Raw genomic sequence first — 18,313 nt, 5'->3', positions numbered from 1 at the left:
TAACGGCGCCGGGGCGGTCCGCGCGCGTCTCGCGCACGGACCGCCCCGGCCACGTCTCCGGCGGATTCCCTACCGCAGCTCGGCGATCTTCCGGCCGGCCTTGAGGTACACCCGTCCGGCCCCGGCGACCTTCGCGACCGTCTCCGTCACGACCTCGCCCAGCGGGCGGATCGCGTCGGCCTCGGCCAGCACGACGGCCTCCTGGCCGCCGTCCGTCTCGACCACGAGCCGCAGACCGTTCTGCTTGGCGACCCGGCGGGCCGCCGAGGCGGACGGCTGGAAGCCCAGGACCTGGCTGAGCACCGCCGTCGCCGGGGCGGCGCCGTGCTCGGCGAGCTCCACCACGGGCGTCTCCACGTCGGAGAAGCTCTTCTTCGAGAACTGCGCGACGAACCCGGCCCGGGCCGCCATCGCCGCCTCGATCCCGTACAGCGCGGACACGACCTCACCCGCGAGGATCTTCTTGAGGTCCATCGGGTGCAGCGAGCGCTCCTCGACCCGGGACAGCGCGAGGGCGATCTCCTCGTCCGTCCACTCGGTCCACGCCTTCAGGTACGGCTCCATCAGCCGGTCCGGAACCGACATGATCTTGCCGAAGACGTCGTCGGCCGGAGCCGTCAGGCCCACGTAGTTGCCCTTGGACTTGGACATCTTCGCGCCCGTGCCGTCCGTGCCCTCGATCAGCGGCATCGTGACGACGAGCTGCGGCGTCTGGCCCTTCAGCTCCATGAGCTTGCGGCCCATCTGGAGGTTCAGCAGCTGGTCGGCGCCGCCGAGCTCCACGTCGCAGTCGAGCGCGACCGAGTCCAGGCCCTGGGCGATCGGGTACAGCAGCTCCGACATCGTCAGGCCCGAGCCCGCCGCGAGGCGGTTGCGGAAGTCCTCGCGCTGGAGCAGCTGCGAGACCGGCACCTGCGAGAGCAGCCCGAGCAGCTCCGGGAAGGTGTACGGCGCCAGCCAGCTGCTGTTCTGGACGAACGTGACCTTCTCGAAGTCGAAGAACGGGCGCACCTGCTCGCGGTAGCCCGCGAGGTTCTGCGCGATGTCCTCGTCGGTCAGCGGCGGGCGCTCGGCCGTACGGCCCGTCGGGTCGCCGATCTTGGCCGTGAAGTCGCCGATGAGGAGGGTGACGTCGTGGCCCATGCGCTGGAAGCGGCTGAGGATGATCACCGGCACGGCGTGCCCGAGGTGGACGTCGGCCGCCGTCGGGTCGATGCCCAGCTTGAGCTTCAGGCCCTTGCCCGCCGCCCGCCGCTCCTCGATGCGCTCGGCCAGCTTGTCCACGCCCGGCAGCACCTCGACGGTGCGGGAGGCGATCAGCTCGGCCTGCTCCTTCGGCGACAGGTCCGTCAGGTCGAGATAGCGCCGCGAGCCCGTCTCCTGGAGCAGCCGCTGGACGGTCTGGTCGGAGGAGAGGTCCTGCGCGAGGAGCTCGCCGGCGCGGGCGACGGATTCGCCGAGGCGTGTCATGACGTTCCTGAGGTGAGAAGGGGACGGTGGACGCGGACCAGTCTATTCGGACCGGTACCGCGCCCCCGCTGTCACACCCCCGCCCCCGTCACACCCCCCGGCTCACCGAGCTCATGTTGAAGTCCGGCACGCGCAGGGCGGGCGCCGCAGCCCGGGTGAAGTAGTCGCTCCACTCGCGCGGCAGCGTCGGCTCGGTGCGCCCCGCCTCGGTGGCGCGCGACAGCAGCGACACCGGGGACTCGTTGAAGCGGAAGTTGTTGACCTCGCCGACGACCTCGCCGTTCTCCACGAGATAGACGCCGTCCCGGGTCAGCCCGGTCAGCAGCAGCGACGCCGGGTCGACCTCGCGGATGTACCACAGGGAGGTCAGCAGCAGGCCGCGCTCGGTGGCCGCGACCATCTCCTCCATCGACCGCGTGCCGCCCGCGTCCAGGATCAGGTTGTCCACGAGCGGGGCGACTGGCAGGTCCGTGAGCCCGGCGCTGTGCCGCGTGGTCACCAGGTGCTCCAGCACGCCGTCGCGGATCCAGTCCACCGGACCCAGCGGCAGGCCGTTGTCGAAGACCGACGCGTCGTCCCCCGAGGCGGACGTGAGGACGAACGGCGCGCACTCCAGGCCCGCCGCCCGCGGGTCGCTGCGCAGCGTCAGCGGCAGCGGGGACAGCTTCTCCCCGACGCGGGTGCCGCCGCCGGTCTTCGAGAAGACCGTCCGGCCCTCCGCGGCGTCGCGCGCGGCGGCCGACCACATCTGGTAGACGAGCAGGTCCGCCACGGCAGTCGGCGGCAGCAGCGTCTCGTACCGCCCGGCCGGCAGCTCGATCTTCCGCTCGGCCCACGCCAGGCGCTGCGCCAGCTCGGCGTCCATCACGCGCGGGTCGACGTCCGTGAAGTCGCGGGTGGCCCGGCCCGCCCACGCCGAGCGCGTGCCGTCCGGCGACTTGGCGTTGAGCTCCAGGGTGCCGGCCGGCTGGTCGTGGCGCAGCCGCAGCCCGGCGGACGTGCCGAGGTAGTACGAGGAGACCTCGTGGTGGGCGAAGCCGTACAGCTCGCGGCCCGCGGCCCGCGCCCCGGCGAAGGACTCGCCGAGCGCGGGCGCGAAGGCGTCGAAGACGGCGGAGGACGTCTCGGCGGGCGCGGCCGTGAAGTCGGGGGAGTGCGGCACGCCCGTCACCAGCGGCTGGGCGTCCTCGGCCGGGCCGGCCTCGCGCGCGGCGGCCTCGGCGGCCCGCACCAGCGGCTCCAGCTCCCCGGCCGTGACGGCCGAGCGCGACACGACGCCCGAGGCGGTGCCCTCGGCGCCGTCGACGGTGGCGATCACCGTGACCGTACGGCCGCGGGTGACGCCGTTCGTCGTCAGGGCGTTGCGCGCCCAGCGCAGGTTGGCCGTGGAGCGCTCGCCGGCGATCACCATGCAGCCGTCGGCGCGGGACAGCTCCAGGGCCCGTTCGACGATCTCGTGCGGCTGGTTGCGAGGGCTCACTGACCCGCCTCCTCGGTGGTGTTCAAGATGTTGACGTTCTCGAAGAGGGCCGAGGGGCAGCCGTGGGAGACGGCCGCGACCTGGCCCGGCTGCGCCTTGCCGCAGTTGAACGCGCCGCCCAGCACGTACGTCTGCGGCCCGCCGACGGCCGCCATGGACCCCCAGAAGTCGGTGGTCGTGGCCTGATAGGCCACGTCCCGCAACTGCCCGGCCAGCCGCCCGTTCCGGATCGCGTACGCCCTCTGCTGCGTGAACTGGAAGTTGTACCGCTGCATGTCGATCGACCAGGAGCGGTCACCGACCACGTAGACGCCGCGCTCCACGCCGGAGATCAGCTCCTCCGTCGAGGGCCCGCCCTGCGCCGGCTGGAGCGAGACGTTGGCCATGCGCTGGACCGGGACGTGGGCGGGGGAGTCGGCGAAGGCGCAGCCGTTGGACCGCTCGAAGCCCGTGAGCTTCGCGATCCGCCGGTCCAGCTGGTAGCCGACCAGGACGCCGTCCTTGACGAGGTCCCAGGACTGGGCCTCGACGCCCTCGTCGTCGTAGCCGATCGTGGCGAGGCCGTGCTCCGCGGTCCGGTCGCCCGTCACGTTCATCAGCGGGGAGCCGTACTTCAGCTTGCCCAGCTGGTCGAAGGTCGCGAAGGACGTGCCCGCGTAGGCCGCCTCGTAGCCCAGCGCGCGGTCCAGCTCGGTGGCGTGGCCGACCGACTCGTGGATCGTCAGCCACAGGTTGGACGGGTCGACCACCAGGTCGTACGAGCCCGCCTCGACGCTCGGTGCGCGCATCTTCTCGGCCAGCAACTCGGGGATCTCCGCCAGCTCGGCGTCCCAGTCCCAGCCGGTGCCCGTCAGGTACTCCCAGCCGCGGCCGGCCGGGGGCGCGAGCGTGCGCATCGCGTCGAAGCCGCCGGTCGCCGGGTCGACCGCGACCGCCGTCAGCTGCGGGTGCACCCGGACGCGCTGCTGGGTGGTGGTCGTGCCCGCCGAGTCGGCGTAGAACTTGTTCTCCTGGACGGTCAGCAGGGACGCGTCCGCGTGCGCCACCCCGTCCGCCGACAGCAGCCGCGCGCTCCAGTCCGCGAGCAGCGCGCTCTTCTCCGCGTCCGGCACGTCGAAGGGGCTGACCTCGTACGACGACACCCACGTCCGGTCGGCGTGCACCGGCTCCCGCGCCAGCTCCACCCTCTCGTCGGAGCCCGCGGCCGCGATCACCTTCGCCGACAGCTTCGCCATCGCGACGGCCTGCCCGGCCACCCGCGCCGCCGCGTCCATCGTCAGGTCCACGCCCGACGCGAAGCCCCAGCTCCCGCCGTGCACCACCCGCACCGCATACCCCAGGTCGGTGGTGTCCGAGGTGCCCGCCGGCCGGGCGTCCCGCAGCCGCCAGGACGCGCTGCGCACCCGCTCCAGGCGGAAGTCCGCGTGGTCGGCCCCCAGGGCGCGGGCGCGCGCGAGGGCCGCGTCGGCGAGTTGCCGCAGCGGCAGCGCGAGGAACGACTCGTCGATTTCATGTGGCACGGATGGCCTCCCCTAGGCGTGCGATGTCTCCCGAAGACGCAGTGAATCACGCCGCACCACGCGCCGGGGCGGCCTTCCGCGCAGTTCAGGGGCGGACCGGGGCGCACTCCGGGAAGCGTCCTCCGCGGGCCGCGCCGCCTCGTGCGGCGCCGCTTTCTGTAGGGACCCGACAGGGACCGCCATGTGCTCCTGTTCGGGGCGGGCTGCGCGCCGTGCGCCGGGGCCAGATAGTTTTCGTACGGTACAGACGACCAATGGCAGCTGAATGGCAGCTACACGTGAAGGAAGGGTGGTCCTTTGAGCCGCTCGGTTCTGGTCACCGGAGGAAACCGGGGCATCGGCCTCGCCATCGCCCGCGCCTTCGCGGAGGCGGGCGACAAGGTCGCCTTCACCTACCGCTCGGGCGAGCCGCCGGCCGCCCTCCTGGAGCTGGGGTGCCTCCCCGTCAAGTGCGACATCACGGACCCCGAGCAGGTCGAGCAGGCCTACAAGGAGATCGAGGAGAAGCAGGGCGCGGTCGAGGTGCTGGTGGCCAACGCCGGCGTCACCCGCGACCAGCTGCTGCTGCGGATGTCCGAGGAGGACTTCACCTCCGTCGTGGACACCAACCTCACCGGCACCTTCCGGGTCGTCAAGCGGGCCACGAAGGGCATGCTGCGCGCCCGCAAGGGCCGCGTCGTGCTGATCTCCTCCGTAGTGGGCCTGCTGGGCTCCGCGGGCCAGGCCAACTACGCCGCCTCCAAGGCCGGCCTGGTGGGCTTCGCCCGCTCGGTCGCCCGTGAGCTGGGCTCCCGGAACATCACCTGCAACGTCGTCGCCCCCGGCTTCGTCGACACCGACATGACCCGCGTGCTCACCGACGAGCAGCGCGAGGGCATCACCAAGCAGGTCCCGCTCGCGCGCTACGCGCAGCCCGAGGAGATCGCCGCCTCGGTCCGCTTCCTCGCCTCCGACGAGGCCGCATACATCACTGGAGCCGTCATTCCTGTCGACGGCGGATTGGGCATGGGTCACTGAACGACATGAGTGGAATCCTCGCAGGCAAGCGCATCCTGGTCACCGGCGTCCTCACGGAGTCGTCGATCGCCTTCCAGGCCGCGAAGGTCGCCCAGAACGAGGGCGCCGAGGTCATCCTGACCGGCTTCGGCCGGCTCTCCCTGGTCGAGCGCATCGCCAAGCGCCTCCCCAAGGAAGCCCCGGTCATCGAGCTGGACGTCACCAACCAGGAGCACCTGGACGGGCTGGCCGGCAAGGTGCGCGAGCTCCAGGGCGAGGACGCCCGGATCGACGGCATCGTGCACTCCATCGCCTTCGGCCCCCAGGGCGCCTTCAACTTCCTGGAGGCCACGTGGGAGGACGTCTCCACGGCCGTCCAGGTCTCGGCGTACTCCTACAAGTCGCTGGCCATGTCCCTGCTGCCGCTGATGAGCGAGGGCGCCGCGATCGTCGGCCTGACGTTCGACGCGCAGATCGCCTGGCCGAAGTACGACTGGATGGGCGTGGCCAAGGCCGCCCTCGAGGGCACGAACCGCTACCTGGCGCGTGACCTCGGCCCCAAGGGCATCCGCTGCAACCTGGTCTCCGCCGGCCCCATCAAGTCGATGGCCGCCAAGTCCATCCCGGGCTTCGAGGAGCTCGCGGACGTGTGGAACCACCGCGCGCCCATCGGCTGGGACCTGGCCGACCCGGAGCCGGCCGGCCGCGGCGTCGTCGGCATGCTGTCGGACTTCTTTCCGCGCACGACGGGCGAGATCGTCCACGTGGACGGCGGCGTCCACATGATGGGGGCCTAGCACCCTCGCCGGGCGGAGTCCGGCGCAGCCGTCCGAAGCCTGTGAGGCCCTCCGGGGCCGAGCAGTGCGAGGGCGGCGTGCAGGAGAGGTCGGCGGCGTCCACATGATGGGGGCCTGAGCCGCTCCGCTGCGGTTCGCGGGCGTACGGGTTCGCGATCGGTCGGCTGCGGGCCGTGCGTGGCTGGTCGCGCAGTTCCCCGCGCCCCTGACGGGGCACAGGGCTGCCCCATGATGGCCGCCCCGGACCCGTAGCGCACGCCCGGTGCCCGTTCCGTTAGTCCGGAACGGGCACCGGGCTTTTCCGGCTCGTGCGGCGGGGCCCGCCCCCGCACACTGAAGGGCGGGAGGTACGCGCATGAGGTCCCCGCTCCGCCGCACCACGGCCCTGCTGTTCGCCGCCACGGCCCTGGCAGGCTCCACGGCCCCGGCCTTCCCCGTGGCCGCCGCGGCACCGGCCGCAGCCCGCACCGCCGCACCGGCCGCCGCCCGGCCGGGGGCCCGGCACGCCGAGTGCCGCACCCGCGTCCACGGCTCCCACGCCACCGCCCACTGCTTCAACGGCAACGCGACGACCGACCACGTCCAGCTGCACGTCGAGTGCGTGCGCTGGTGGGACCCGGACATGGACACCGCCCGGGCCGCCGTCGGCCCCGCCGGCCACGTATCCCTCGCGCAGCGCTGCTGGCTCGGCATACGCCACGCCTGGGTGACCCACCCCGCCGCCTGAGCCCGGCCGGCCGGCGCACTCAGCAGGCGCCGGCCACGCCCCGGCAGCCGAACGGATAGGCGCTCGCCTCCGCCCCCGCCGTCTCCTCGTCGCCCTCCTCGATGGCCGCGACCAGCCGCCCGTGATCCACGAGCCCCTCGGGCCGCAGCGCCGTGCCCACGCCCGCCCGCAGGAACTCGCGCATCACCCCGCCGAGGTCCGCGTACACCTCGGACATCACCTCGTTGTGCGCGGCGGAGACGACGGCCGCGTGCAGCGTGGCATCCGCCTCCACGAACCGCTCCGCGTCGCCCGAGCGCCACGCCTCCTCGCGCCGCTCCAGCAGCGCGGCCAGCTGCACCAGGTCCTGCTCGGTGCGGCGGCGGGCCGCGAGCCGGGCGGCCGAGGCCTCCAGGGCGCTGCGCAGCTCCGCCACGTGCAGCGGGTCGGCGTCGGCGAAGCGGCGGTTCATCACGCCGGCCAGCTCGCTCGTCGCGACGACGTACGTGCCCGAGCCCTGCCGGATGTCGAGCAGCCCGTTGTGCGCGAGGGCGCGCACCGCCTCGCGCACGGTGTTGCGGGCCACACCGAGCTGTTCGACCAGCTCGGGCTCGGTGGGGATGCGCGAGCCGACCGCCCACTCACCGGAGGTGATCTGGCCGCGCAGCTCGGCGATGACCTGGTCGACGAGGCAGGAGCGCCTGGGGGAGTTCAGTGGCATCGACAGCCTCCATTCATCCCATGATTCTATCTATGATGCGGTCATGGCATCTACGGCAGACGAAGACCTCAGAGCAGCCGGCACCTCCGCGCCCGCCCCCGCATCCGCCGCGCCCGCCGCCTCCCCGGCCGGTCCGGCCCGCCGGGCCCGGGGCGTCCCGCTCCTCGTCGTGGGCCTCGTCCTCGCCGCGCTCAACCTCCGCTCCGCCGTCACGAGCCTCGGCTCGCTCCTCAAGGAGGTCCGCGCCGACCTCGGCATGAGCGGGGCGGTGGCCGGCCTGCTGACGTCCGTGCCCGCCTTCTGCTTCGCCGTCTTCGGCCTCGCCGCACCCCGCCTGGCCCGCCGCTTCGGCCCCGCCGCCGTCGTCTGCGCCGGCATGGCGGCGATAGCCGCCGGCCTCGCCCTGCGCCCGTACGTGGGCGGGGTCCCCGGCTTCCTCGCCCTCAGCGTGCTCGCGCTCGCGGGCATCGCCGTCAGCAACGTCCTGATGCCGCTGGCCGTCAGGCGCTGGTTCCCCGACCGGGTCGGCCCGATGACCGGCCTGTACTCCATGGCCATCGCCGCGGGCGCGGCGGGCGCCGCGGCCGCCACCGTGCCGCTCGCCGACGCGATGGGCCACAGCTGGCGCCTCGGCCTCGGCTCGTGGGCGCTGCTCGCCGCCGCGGCCGTGGTGCTCTGGCTCGTGGTCGCCCGCCGTGACCGCACGGACCGCGCCGCGGCCCCCGCGGCCGCCGCGCAGGACGCCCCGCGCACCAGCATCACCCGCAGCCCCACCGCCTGGGCCCTCGGCATCTTCTTCGGCATCCAGGCCACCGGCGCCTACATCGTCATGGGCTGGATTCCGGCGATCTTCCGCGACGCCGGGGTGGCCCCCTCCACCGCGGGCGTCCTGAGCGCCGTCACGATGCTGACGGGCGTTCCGCTCGCCTTCGTGCTGCCGCGCCTCGCCGCCCGCCTGCCCCACCAGGGCGTCCTGGTCGTCATCCTGGGCTGCTTCGGCCTGGCCGGCTACGCGGGCCTGTGGCTGGCCCCGGCCGGGGGCGCCTGGGTCTGGGCCGTGCTGCTCGGCGTGTCCAACAGCGCCTTCACGCTCGCCCTGACGCTGATCGGCATGCGCGCCCGCACCGGCGGGGGCGTGGTGCGGCTGTCGGCGTTCGCCCAGAGCACCGGCTATCTGATCTCGATCCCCGGCCCGCTGCTCGTGGGCTGGCTCAACGAGCGCACCGGCGGCTGGGACGTGCCGCTCGCCCTCATGGCCGCACTGATGGTTCCTCAGATCGTGGCGGGCGTGCTGGCCGGCCGCGCCCGCACCGTCGAGGACGAGCTCTGACGGCGAGCTCTGACGGGGCCTGCCCGTTCCGCCCCCTCCTGCCCCGTACCGCCCCGGCCGCGGCCGCGGGGGCGCGGGGTGGGACACTGGTCCGCATGCAGCCTGTGCTCGATCCGAACCCCAAGAACGGCCAGAAGGCCCTGCTGACGATCCTCGGGGCGATGCTCGCCATCACCGTGGTCATCTCGGTCATCGCGACGGTGTTCTCCCCCTGACCGGCCCCTGACTACCCCTGCCGCTGACCCCTGCTCCCGGCCCTGGCGGTCCGCCTCCATGCGGGGGTGGGGCTAGCCCCCCGTCCCCTAGGGGGTCTGGGTCAGGGACAAGTGGGTGGTCCACCGGATGGGAGCGGGCCCCCGTTCTCCGTAGCTTCGTAGTACACCGCGACGCGGCGGTGCACAGAGCACTCGGAGGCGATCGATCCCATGCCCGCCGGTAGGAAAGTGACCGCCGGTCCGAAGGCCCGGGCCGCCGGCACGGTGCAGTCGGGCCTGCCGTGGTGGGCCCTCGCGCTCGCCGTCGCGGCCTTCACCGGCTTCTTCGCCCTCCTGGCCGCGCCCGCCTCCGCCGACCCCGGCCCGGACGCCGCCGGCGCGGGCACCGTCGCCCGCGTGGTCGCATTCGTCCAGCTGGCGCTGGGCGAGCTCGCCGCGTGACGCCGTGCGGGGCGCCCGCGCCGCTTCGGGTGGAAGCCCCCCAACACCCCGCGCCTCGCCGTGGGTTTCGTGCGAAGCTGGACGGCATGAGCTCCGAACCGACCCGCAGGATCGTCATTCTCCGGCACGCCAAAGCCGAATGGTCCGACGGCGACGACCACGAACGCCCCCTCGCGGACCGTGGCCGCAAGGACGCCCCGGTCGCCGGCCGCTGGCTCGCCGGGTCCGGCGTCACCCCCGGCCTGGCCCTCTGCTCCACCTCCGCCCGCACGCGCGAGACGTGGAAGCTCGCCGTCTCCGAGCTGCCCGAGCGCCCCCGGACGGCCTACGAGGAGCGGATGTACGAGGCCTCGCTCGGCGAGCTGATCGCCCTGCTCAACGAGGTCTCCGACGAGGTCCAGGACCTCGTCCTGATCGGGCACAACCCCGGCATGCACGCCCTGGCCGACGCCCTCGCGGGCGAGGCGGACGGCGATCTGCTGGCCCGGATGAACCGCTCCGGGTTCCCCACCGCCGCCATCGCGGTGCTGGCCTTCACCGGATCGTGGAAGTCCGTCGAGCACGGCGTGGGCCGCCTCGTCGCCTTCTGGGCGCCTCACGCGTAGCGGCTTGCCGCCGTTGCGGAGCGCGCGCCGGTCACGGTGCCGGCCTCTTCCGCCGGACCCTCGCCGCGGGGGCTTGTCGCCGTGGCGACGGACTGTTCTTCCGGGGATCCCGCCCGTTGCGGGCGGAGCACAAGTGCCCGCCGCAACGGCGAGGCACCCCGATGGCGAGGGTCCGGCGGAATCCGCACTCACCGGAACCGGCACGCCGGGCAGGTCACTCGTGCGTGCGCGCCGCCTCGACCTCTTCGCGGGTGACGCCCAGCAGATACAGCACCGTGTCCAGGAACGGCACGTTCACCGCCGTGTGCGCGGCCTGCCGGACCACCGGCTTGGCGTTGAAGGCCACGCCCAGCCCCGCCGCGTTGAGCATGTCGAGGTCGTTCGCGCCGTCGCCGATCGCCACGGTCTGCGCGAGCGGCACCCCCGCCTCGGCGGCGAACCGCCGCAGCAGCCGTGCCTTGCCCGCCCGGTCCACGATCTCCCCCGTGACCCGCCCGGTCAGCTTGCCGTCGGCGACCTCCAGGGTGTTCGCCGAGGCGAAGTCCAGGCCGAGCCGCTCCTGAAGGTCGTCGGTCACCTGGGTGAAACCGCCCGAGACCACGCCCACCTGGTAGCCGAGCCGCTTGAGGGTGCGGATCAGGGTCCGGGCGCCCGGCGTCAGCCGCACCTCCGCCCGCACCTTGTCCACCACGGACTCGTCCAGGCCCGCCAGCAGCGCCACCCGGGCGTGCAGCGACTCCTCGAAGTCCAGCTCGCCGCGCATCGCCCGCGCGGTCACCTCCGCGACCTCGGCCTCACAGCCCGCGTGCGCCGCGAACAGCTCGATGACCTCGTCCTGGATCAGCGTGGAGTCCACGTCCATCACGATCAGGCGCTGGGCCCGCCGCTGCAAGCCCGCCGCGACGACCGCGACGTCCACCCCGCGCTCGTGCGCCTCCAGCGCGAGCGCGGTGCGCAGCGCCTCGGTCTCCGTGCCGGACACCGCGAATTCCACGGCGGTCACGGGGTACTTGGCGAGCCGGAAGATGCGGTCGATGTTGCCGCCCGTGCCGGTGATCCGCGCCGCGATGGCCGCCGTCGACTCGGCGGTGAGCGGGTGCCCCAGCACCGTGACGTGGGAACGCCCGGTGCCGCGCGGGCGGTTGTCGCCCCGGCCCGAGATGATCTCCGCTTGCATCCGCATCGACTCGGCCCAGCTGTGCACCGTGGCCCGCAGCCCGCCCTCGGCGTTCGCGCCGCCCTCCGGCGCCGTGACCAGCGCGCACAGCGTGATCCGGCCCCGGGTGACGACCTGCTCGATGTCGACGACGTCGACGGCGTACGCGGCGAGCGTGTCGAAGAGCCCGGCGGTGATGCCCGGCCGGTCCTTCCCGAAGATCTTGACGAGGAGCGTCGGCTCGTCGTCGCTGGTTACGGGGGTGGCAGGCGAGGTCTGCGATGCACTCATGGTCCTCTTACCGTATCGGGCCCCGTACCCGATACGTACAGGTGTCCCGGGGAGCGGACGGCGAAGACCTGGCCTACTTCGTGTGAACCCCGCTCAACGCCGGCGTGGTGGCGGCCCGGGCGGCGGAGGCGGCGGTTCCTCGGGCGGCGGGGCGCCGTAGCGGTATCCGCTGCTCCGGGGCCGCCTCGGCGGCGGCAGGGGCCGGCCCGTCTGCGTCGGCGCGGTGGAGCGCTCGTCGGGCAGCAGGGGCCGCTTGTACGGGTTGGTGTCGTCCCGCGCGGGCCGCCCCGGCGAGGGGCGGTACGGGCCCGGGGGCCCCGCGGCCTGCGGGTGGGCCGTGCCCGCCGCGGCCGGGCGGGCCGCCGGGGCCGCTCCCGGCCTCCGGAGCACCGCCCGCCGCCCCGCCGTCCCCGTCGCGCACGCCAGCAGGCCCCCCAGAGCCCCGGCGGCGGCGCCCCACGCGGCGCCCAGGGCCAGCGCCATCGGGGCGTTGCCCCGGAGCTCCAGGCCCGCTCCGAAGACGTCGAAGCTCAGCACCGACAGGCTCGCGTCCGCCTTCACGCGGGTCGCCAGCACCAGCAGCGGCAGGGCCGCGGCGGTCGCGAGCCCCAGGGCCACGGCGCAGCGCGCGGCGAACGCCGTCACCCCCAGACCGTCCCGCGGCGTACGGACCGCGGTGAGCACCCCGACGCACAGCATCATCAGCACGCAGCCCACCGCCAGCAGCCACACCAGCGAGTCGAGCTCCGCCAGCCGCCCCAGCGTGACCGGCTCGTCGGCCCGCGCGCTGAGCAGCTCGTCCAGCGGCGAGGGCAGCACCTTGGTGAGCGCGCCGCTGGCCGTACCGCGCCAGGAGACGAACAGCCCCAGCGGCACCGCGAGGAACACCCCGTTCGGCGCCCCGAGCAGCGCCGCCCCGAGGACCCGCTTCGGGGCGTCGTCCCCGGCGGCCGCGTACGCCGCGGCGGCCAGGCCCGCCGCCACCGCCAGGACGAGCACCGCGCACAGCGCCGACACCGCGGGCCGCACCCCGCGGTGCAGCACCTCCCAGCCGCGGGGGAGCGGGGCGCGCCGCGCGGCCAGCACCGCGATCAGCAGCACGCCCAGCACCCAGGCCGCGCCGCCGAGCAGCGAGGGCCCGGTCCGGACGCTGAAGCCGACGGCCGCCTTGGCGTTCACCAGCCCCGTGAGCCGGTCCGGCAGCCCGCCCGCGATGTCCCCGATGTCGCCGATCCCCGGGATCTCCAGCTTGGGACCGCTCCCGCCCCCGCCGCCCCCGAGACCGAGGCCGCTCCCGTCGAAGGTGATCGAGTCCTCCCCGGCCCAGGCGAGGCCGGCGAGCAGGACGAGAAACAGGACGGCCACTGAGGCGGCCCGTACGGCGAGCTCTCCGGCGCCGATCGTGGCACCGGCCCGGCGCAACGATCGCGTAAAGATCATTCCCAGCAGGAGGGCGCCCACGAGGCTCACTCCCAGTGGCGCGATATCGATGGCGGTGTGCGCCCCGGCGCCCTTCAGTCCGAATGCTTCAATATCGCCCGAAGGCATGAGGGATCCGCCTACGGCCAGCACGACGGCCGCCGCCGTCATCGGCCCGAGCGCGCCCGCCGCATCCGCGCCCAGCAGGTGCAGCCCCAGTGCGGCGATCCCGGCCATGGCCAGAAAAGCCCAGCTCACAGCGGCAATGGAAGTCAGCAGCAGCTCCGCCGGGCGCGCTGTGCGCCGGCCCCCGTCCATGCTCATCACGGCCCCCCGTGCCGGTCAGCAACCTGGCTGTTGCCCGGATACGCATGATCCGTACATATCCGTGGCGGTAACTACTCTCAGGGTGCGTTTCGGTGGCGTCAACGGTGCCTGTTACACGGTCGCGGCAATCCCCGACTTTCGGTTCGGGGACTGTGCCTGAAATAGTTCCTCCCGATGTTCGCCATCCCTAGACTCCCCTTGCAGGGGGCTCATCGGGGGACAAGTAGTGGGGCATGGAGTGCCGGAACTCGTACTGGAATTGAATGGACAGACCTGGACGCTCGATCCGTCCAGGTCCTACACCCTCGGGCGGGATCCGCAGGGTGACATGGTGCTACAGGACGCGCGCGTCTCGTGGCGGCACGCCACCGTACGGTGGGAGGGCCGCAGTTGGGTCATCGAGGACCACGGCAGCACCAACGGCACGTACGTGCAGGGCCAGCGGATCCACCACATGGAGATCGGCCCCGGCTCGACGGTGCACCTGGGCAACGCGACGGACGGCCCGCGGCTGAATCTCACCGCGGGCGCCGCCGGCGCCGGAGTGGGAGCCCCCGCCGCGGACCTCTACAGCGCGCAGACGGCCATGGCCGCGCCGCTGCAGCAGCAGGCCCCGCCGCAGCAGGCGCCGCACCAGCCGCCGCAGCACCAGCAGCCCGGCGCCTGGCAGCAGCCGGGGCAGCAGCCCCAGCAGTACCAGCAGCCGCAGCAGGGCGGCTGGCAGCAGCAGCCCCAGCAGGCCTACGTCCCCCAGCAGCCGGGCCCCGGTGGTCCCGGCGGCCAGCAGCCCCCCGCGCACGGCGGCGCGCCCTCGCAGGGCGGCGCCCCGCCCGTCTACGGCGACCGCAGCCCCACGAGCTTCCACCAGATGGCCGTCGGCCGCGGCACGATGCGCATCGGCCGTGCCCTGGAGAACGAGCTGGTCGTCTCCGACCTCCAGGTCTCCCGCCACCACGCCGAGTTCCGCGCCACCGGCGACGGCCGGTTCGAGATCGTCGACCTCGGCAGCCACAACGGCACCTACGTCAACGGCCAGCCGGTCCGCCAGCAGGTCATCGGCCCCAACGACATCGTCGGCGTCGGTCACTCCACCTTCCGCCTGGTCGGCGACCGCCTGGAAGAGTTCGTCGACACCGGCGACGTCTCCTTCTCCGCGCGCCACCTCACGGTCACCGTCGACGGCGGCAAGCAGATCCTCAAGGACGTCTCCTTCGGCGTCCCGGAGAAGTCCCTCATCGCCGTCATCGGCCCCTCGGGCTCCGGCAAGTCCACCCTGCTCAAGGCGCTCACCGGCTACCGGCCCGCCAACCAGGGCGACGTCCTCTACGACAACCGGAACCTGTACAAGCAGTTCGCCGAGCTGCGCCAGCGCATCGGTCTGGTCCCGCAGGACGACATCCTGCACAAGGAGCTCACCGTCCGGAAGGCGCTGCGCTACGCCGCCAAGCTCCGCTTCCCCGGCGACACCGCGGCCTCCGAGCGCGAGGCCCGCATCGACGAGGTGCTGCGCGAGCTCAAGCTCGACATCCACAAGGACAAGAAGGTCACCGCCCTCTCCGGCGGCCAGCGCAAGCGCGTCTCGGTCGCCCTGGAGCTGCTGACCAAGCCCTCGCTGATCTTCCTGGACGAGCCCACCTCCGGCCTCGACCCGGGCATGGACCGCGACGTCATGCAGCTGCTGCGCGGCCTCGCCGACGACGGCCGCACCGTCCTCGTGGTCACGCACTCCGTCGCCGAGCTGGCGCTCTGCGACAAGCTGCTCGTCATGGCCCCCGGCGGCTCCGTCGCCTACTTCGGCCCGCCCGAGGAAGCCCTCAACTTCTTCGGCTACGAGACCTGGGCGGACGTCTTCTCGGCCTTCGAGAACTACCGCGACTACGACTGGTCGGGCCGCTGGCGCGGCTCGCAGCACTACCAGATGTACGCCGCCGACATCGACGCCGTCGCCCCGCAGTCCGTCCACGTCCAGCCGCAGATGGTGCGCCCGCCGAAGGCCCAGAGCTGGGGCTCCCAGCTGTGGACCCTGATGCGCCGCTACTCCTCCGTCATCGCCTCGGACCGCGGCTTCATGGCGCTGATGCTGATCCTCCCGGCCGTCCTCGGCGGCGTGAGCACGGTGATCCCGTCCGACTTCGGGCTCGGTCCCGCCACCAAGGGCCACTTCAACCAGGACGCCGGCACGATCATGCTGATCCTCGCGGTCGGCATGTGCTTCTCCGGAGCCGCCAACTCCGTCCGTGAGCTGATCAAGGAACGGGTCATCTACGAACGGGAACGGGCCGTCGGCCTCTCCCGCTCCGCCTACCTGATGTCCAAGGTCGTCGTCCTCGGCCTGATCACCGCGGTGCAGGGCGCCCTCATCTGCGCCATCGGCTTCTCGGTCCGCAAGCTGCCGGAGAGCGGACTGGTCTTCAAGGCCGCGCCCGCCGCCGAGCTCTGCCTGGTGATCATCGCCCTGGGCTTCACCTGCATGATGATCGGCCTCGTCATCTCCGCCCTGGTGAAGACCGCCGAGAAGACCATGCCGCTGCTGGTCATGTTCGCGATCGTCCAGGTCGTCTTCACCGGCATCCTGTTCAAGATCTACGACTCGCCCGGCGTCGAGCAGGTCGCCTGGCTGATGCCGGCCCGCTGGGCCATCGCCGGCGCCGGCACCACGCTGGACCTCTCGCACGTCATGGCCCCGTTCGACAAGAGCAGGCCCCCCAAGCTCGACCCGCTCTGGGAGCACACCGCCACCCAGTGGGGCATCGACATCGTGGCCCTCATCGTCATCGGCGTCGCCTGCGGATTCGCGGTCGCACGTTTGCTGCGCCGTCACGAGCCGGAGGTCATGCGCAAGTAGTCGCACGCCTTCCGTACGCGCCGAAGGGCGGCACCCGCAATCGGGTGCCGCCCTTCGGCGTTGTCGTCCGCGCTCGCGCTCTTAGTAGGCGGAGTTCACGTTGTCCATCGAGCCGTACACCTTGGCCGCGTAGTTGCAGGCGGCGGTGATGTTGGCGACCGGGTCGTAGATGTTCCAGGACGTGCCCTCGACGTGGTACGCCTTGAAGGTCGGGTCGATCACCTGGAGCAGGCCCTTGGACGGGATGCCCTTGGCGGCGTTCGAGTCCCAGTTGTTGATGGCGTTCGGGTTGCCCGTCGACTCCCGCATGATGTTGCGGTAGATGCCGTTGTAGGAGCCCGGGATGCCCTTGGCCTTCATGATGTCCAGGGCTTCCTTGATCCAGCCGTCAAGGTTGTTGGCGTAGGTCTTCGGGGCCGGGGCGGCCGGGGCGGCCTGGACCGGCTTGCGCTCGGCGGACCGGCTGGCGGCCTCCTTGTCGGCGCGCTCCTTGTCGGCCTTGGCCTTGGCGGCGGCCGCGTCGGCGTCCGCCTTCTTCTTGGCCTCGGCCTCGGCCTTCGCCTGCTTGGCAGCGGTCTCGGCCTGCTTGCCGAGGTGCTCCTGCTGCTCCTGGGTGCCGAAGGCCTCCGCGCTCCACGCGACCGGCTTCACGCCGATGGACTGGGCGCTGGTCGCGGTGTCCGAGGAACCCGGTATCGCGGCGAACGTCAGGGCCGCGACGCCCGCGGCGGCGATGCCCGCGGTGGTGAACTTCTGGATCTTGGTCAGGCGGCTATAGCCAGAGATGGGGGAGCGCATGATTGTGCTGAACCTCTTCTGTTCGCTTCAAGTCGCAGTGGCCCGGATCGGCGCGAAAAAGCGCCGCGTCTCGATCGACGGCGCCGTGCAACGTGAGAATTCTTAGCGGCCGCAAAAAGGTTCGGCAAAGGAGTGACGTACTACCCGGCTTCGTTGCCGAGGGGCTGGCGGGGAGGGCCCGCGGGAAGGTCAAAAGGGCCCCTGCCACCCGCTTACGCCGGATTTATCTCTCCACTATGCGTGGTCGTAGGTGACGTGCGTCCTATGTGCGGCGTCACACCGGGCGAGCGCTCCCGTCGCCCGGCGTGACCGGCCCCGCACGCAGGGTGCCTCCCTGGAGTTACACTTCCACCAGCACCTGACCGAGGCTCTTGCGCACCAGGTCCGGCACCTCGCAGTCGTCCGCCGGATAGCCGACCGGGATCACCGCGAACGCCTTCTCGTTCACCGGCCGCCCCAGCGCCTCCGACAGGAACCGCATCGGGCTCGGCGTGTGCACCAGCGCCGCGAGCCCCGACAGGTGCAGCGCCGACAGCAGCATCCCGACCGCGATGCCGACCGACTCGTCCACGTAGTAGTGCTTGCGCTTCTCCCCGCCCTCACCCAGCCAGTACCGCTGCTGGAAGACCACGATCAGCGCCGGCGCGTCCGTCAGGTGCGGCTTGACCTCGTCCGTGCCCAGCGGCCGCAGCGCCTCCAGCCACTCCTCGCCCAGCCGGCCCGCGTACGAGCGCTGCTCCTCTTCCTCCGCGGCCGCCCGGATGCGCCGCCGCACCCCGGCGTCCTTCACCAGGACGAAGGTCCACGGCTGCTGGTGCGCCCCCGAGGGCGCGGTGGCCGCGCACGCGATCGCGTCCCGCACCACCTGCTCCGGCACCGGGTCCGGCGAGAACTGCCGTACGGTCCGGCGCCGCCCCATGCGCTCGCGCAGCTCCGCGGCGCGGGCGAGGGACTCGGCGGTGGGCATGCGCTCGGGGCGGTAGGCCACGGGCCGGTAGGGATCGCCGTGGGTGGGTGTCCACTCGGTTGGTATAGACATGACGAGAACATGCCCGCTACCTCGTTGTGGGCAATCGTCCCCTCATACGGAACGGAACCGGCGGGCACCACCGGCCCGCCGGCAGGACCACCGGCCTAGGGCTGGGGAACCAGCTCCCGGCCGTCGGCGGCCCGATCCGCCCGGCCCGGCACCCTCG

Annotated in this window: 16 protein-coding genes; 8 read left to right on the top strand and 8 right to left on the bottom strand. The window is 72.8% G+C overall.

Translation table 11 applies throughout. The features are described from left to right. Window positions 1–69 precede the first annotated feature (69 nt). The 3 genes from tyrS to PS271_RS05125 all read right to left on the bottom strand — a co-directional run bounded on the left by tyrS (window position 70) and on the right by PS271_RS05125 (window position 4,470). A complete protein-coding gene (tyrS, locus tag PS271_RS05135; RefSeq protein ID WP_398380459.1) occupies window positions 70–1,470 on the bottom strand; it encodes a tyrosine--tRNA ligase in 1,401 nt (466 codons plus the stop codon). 88 nt (window positions 1,471–1,558) lie between these two features. Continuing rightward, on the bottom strand, window positions 1,559–2,950 hold the full coding sequence (locus PS271_RS05130) for a metallopeptidase TldD-related protein (RefSeq protein WP_398380457.1): 1,392 nt from the start codon (window positions 2,948–2,950) through the stop codon (window positions 1,559–1,561). Next, on the bottom strand, window positions 2,947–4,470 hold the full coding sequence (locus PS271_RS05125; RefSeq protein ID WP_398380455.1) for a TldD/PmbA family protein: 1,524 nt from the start codon (window positions 4,468–4,470) through the stop codon (window positions 2,947–2,949). The genes PS271_RS05130 and PS271_RS05125 overlap by 4 nt, the downstream gene beginning before the upstream one ends. 297 nt (window positions 4,471–4,767) lie before the next feature. Here PS271_RS05125 and fabG point away from each other — a divergent pair, with 297 nt between their 5' ends. From fabG to PS271_RS05110, 3 genes are all read left to right on the top strand, one after another. Next, complete coding sequence (gene fabG / locus PS271_RS05120) at window positions 4,768–5,487, top strand: 3-oxoacyl-[acyl-carrier-protein] reductase (RefSeq protein ID WP_356289928.1); 720 nt, start codon at window positions 4,768–4,770, stop codon at window positions 5,485–5,487. 5 nt (window positions 5,488–5,492) lie between these two features. Next, on the top strand, window positions 5,493–6,263 hold the full coding sequence (fabI, locus tag PS271_RS05115; protein WP_398380452.1) for an enoyl-ACP reductase FabI: 771 nt from the start codon (window positions 5,493–5,495) through the stop codon (window positions 6,261–6,263). 355 nt (window positions 6,264–6,618) lie between these two features. Then, window positions 6,619–6,990: a hypothetical protein gene (locus PS271_RS05110; protein WP_398380451.1), complete on the top strand. Its 372-nt coding sequence runs from the start codon at window positions 6,619–6,621 to the stop codon at window positions 6,988–6,990. Window positions 6,991–7,009: 19 nt separating this feature from the next. On the opposite strand, the gene PS271_RS05105 is transcribed toward PS271_RS05110, so the two are convergent. Beyond that, window positions 7,010–7,690, bottom strand: coding sequence for a FadR/GntR family transcriptional regulator (locus PS271_RS05105; protein WP_398380449.1), 681 nt, complete (start codon window positions 7,688–7,690; stop codon window positions 7,010–7,012). Window positions 7,691–7,733: 43 nt separating this feature from the next. Between PS271_RS05105 and PS271_RS05100 the strand changes: the two genes are divergently transcribed. From PS271_RS05100 to PS271_RS05085, 4 genes are all read left to right on the top strand, one after another. Further along, window positions 7,734–9,020 carry a CynX/NimT family MFS transporter gene (locus PS271_RS05100; RefSeq protein ID WP_398380447.1) on the top strand — a complete coding sequence of 429 codons (1,287 nt, stop codon included), beginning with the start codon at window positions 7,734–7,736 and terminating at the stop codon, window positions 9,018–9,020. Window positions 9,021–9,115: 95 nt separating this feature from the next. Then, window positions 9,116–9,235, top strand: a complete 120-nt coding sequence (locus PS271_RS05095; RefSeq protein ID WP_267470821.1) for an SGM_5486 family transporter-associated protein — start codon at window positions 9,116–9,118, stop codon at window positions 9,233–9,235. Window positions 9,236–9,445: 210 nt separating this feature from the next. After that, on the top strand, window positions 9,446–9,676 hold the full coding sequence (locus PS271_RS05090; protein WP_398380446.1) for a hypothetical protein: 231 nt from the start codon (window positions 9,446–9,448) through the stop codon (window positions 9,674–9,676). Between the two features lie 86 nt (window positions 9,677–9,762). Further along, window positions 9,763–10,281, top strand: a complete 519-nt coding sequence (locus PS271_RS05085) for a SixA phosphatase family protein (protein WP_398380444.1) — start codon at window positions 9,763–9,765, stop codon at window positions 10,279–10,281. Window positions 10,282–10,495: 214 nt separating this feature from the next. Here PS271_RS05085 and serB read toward each other — a convergent pair whose 3' ends face one another. Both serB and PS271_RS05075 read right to left on the bottom strand, forming a co-directional pair. Next, a complete protein-coding gene (serB, locus tag PS271_RS05080; RefSeq protein ID WP_398380443.1) occupies window positions 10,496–11,728 on the bottom strand; it encodes a phosphoserine phosphatase SerB in 1,233 nt (410 codons plus the stop codon). A gap of 93 nt (window positions 11,729–11,821) precedes the next feature. Beyond that, the gene (locus tag PS271_RS05075) at window positions 11,822–13,405 is read right to left on the bottom strand and encodes a streptophobe family protein (RefSeq protein WP_495656747.1); all 1,584 of its coding nucleotides are present in this window, start codon (window positions 13,403–13,405) and stop codon (window positions 11,822–11,824) included. 295 nt (window positions 13,406–13,700) lie between these two features. Between PS271_RS05075 and PS271_RS05070 the strand changes: the two genes are divergently transcribed. Further along, window positions 13,701–16,319: an ABC transporter ATP-binding protein/permease gene (locus tag PS271_RS05070; RefSeq protein WP_398380439.1), complete on the top strand. Its 2,619-nt coding sequence runs from the start codon at window positions 13,701–13,703 to the stop codon at window positions 16,317–16,319. Window positions 16,320–16,400: 81 nt separating this feature from the next. Here the strand turns inward: PS271_RS05070 and PS271_RS05065 are convergent, their stop codons facing one another. Both PS271_RS05065 and PS271_RS05060 read right to left on the bottom strand, forming a co-directional pair. After that, a complete protein-coding gene (locus tag PS271_RS05065; RefSeq protein ID WP_398380438.1) occupies window positions 16,401–17,117 on the bottom strand; it encodes a transglycosylase SLT domain-containing protein in 717 nt (238 codons plus the stop codon). A 340-nt stretch (window positions 17,118–17,457) separates the two neighbouring features. Next, entirely contained in the window at window positions 17,458–18,156 is a 699-nt protein-coding gene (locus PS271_RS05060) for a nitroreductase family protein (protein WP_398380436.1), read from the bottom strand. Window positions 18,157–18,313: the final 157 nt, after the last annotated feature.

The organism is Streptomyces sp. SCA2-17, from assembly GCF_044336695.1.
The sequence above is the reverse complement of the archived record's forward strand: the minus strand, read 5'-3'. Positions and strand labels throughout refer to the sequence as shown.

Bases quoted from the DNA above. Each gene is read 5' to 3' on its own strand.
- PS271_RS05085 (WP_398380444.1), top strand. From the start codon at position 9,763: ATGAGCTCCGAACCGACCCGCAGGATCGTCATTCTCCGGCACGCCAAA.
- PS271_RS05065 (WP_398380438.1), bottom strand. From the start codon at position 17,117: ATGCGCTCCCCCATCTCTGGCTATAGCCGCCTGACCAAGATCCAGAAG.
- serB (WP_398380443.1), bottom strand. From the start codon at position 11,728: ATGAGTGCATCGCAGACCTCGCCTGCCACCCCCGTAACCAGCGACGAC.
- PS271_RS05100 (WP_398380447.1), top strand. From the start codon at position 7,734: ATGGCATCTACGGCAGACGAAGACCTCAGAGCAGCCGGCACCTCCGCG.
- PS271_RS05095 (WP_267470821.1), top strand. From the start codon at position 9,116: ATGCAGCCTGTGCTCGATCCGAACCCCAAGAACGGCCAGAAGGCCCTG.
- PS271_RS05060 (WP_398380436.1), bottom strand. From the start codon at position 18,156: ATGTCTATACCAACCGAGTGGACACCCACCCACGGCGATCCCTACCGG.
- PS271_RS05105 (WP_398380449.1), bottom strand. From the start codon at position 7,690: ATGCCACTGAACTCCCCCAGGCGCTCCTGCCTCGTCGACCAGGTCATC.
- fabI (WP_398380452.1), top strand. From the start codon at position 5,493: ATGAGTGGAATCCTCGCAGGCAAGCGCATCCTGGTCACCGGCGTCCTC.
- PS271_RS05090 (WP_398380446.1), top strand. From the start codon at position 9,446: ATGCCCGCCGGTAGGAAAGTGACCGCCGGTCCGAAGGCCCGGGCCGCC.
- tyrS (WP_398380459.1), bottom strand. From the start codon at position 1,470: ATGACACGCCTCGGCGAATCCGTCGCCCGCGCCGGCGAGCTCCTCGCG.
- PS271_RS05110 (WP_398380451.1), top strand. From the start codon at position 6,619: ATGAGGTCCCCGCTCCGCCGCACCACGGCCCTGCTGTTCGCCGCCACG.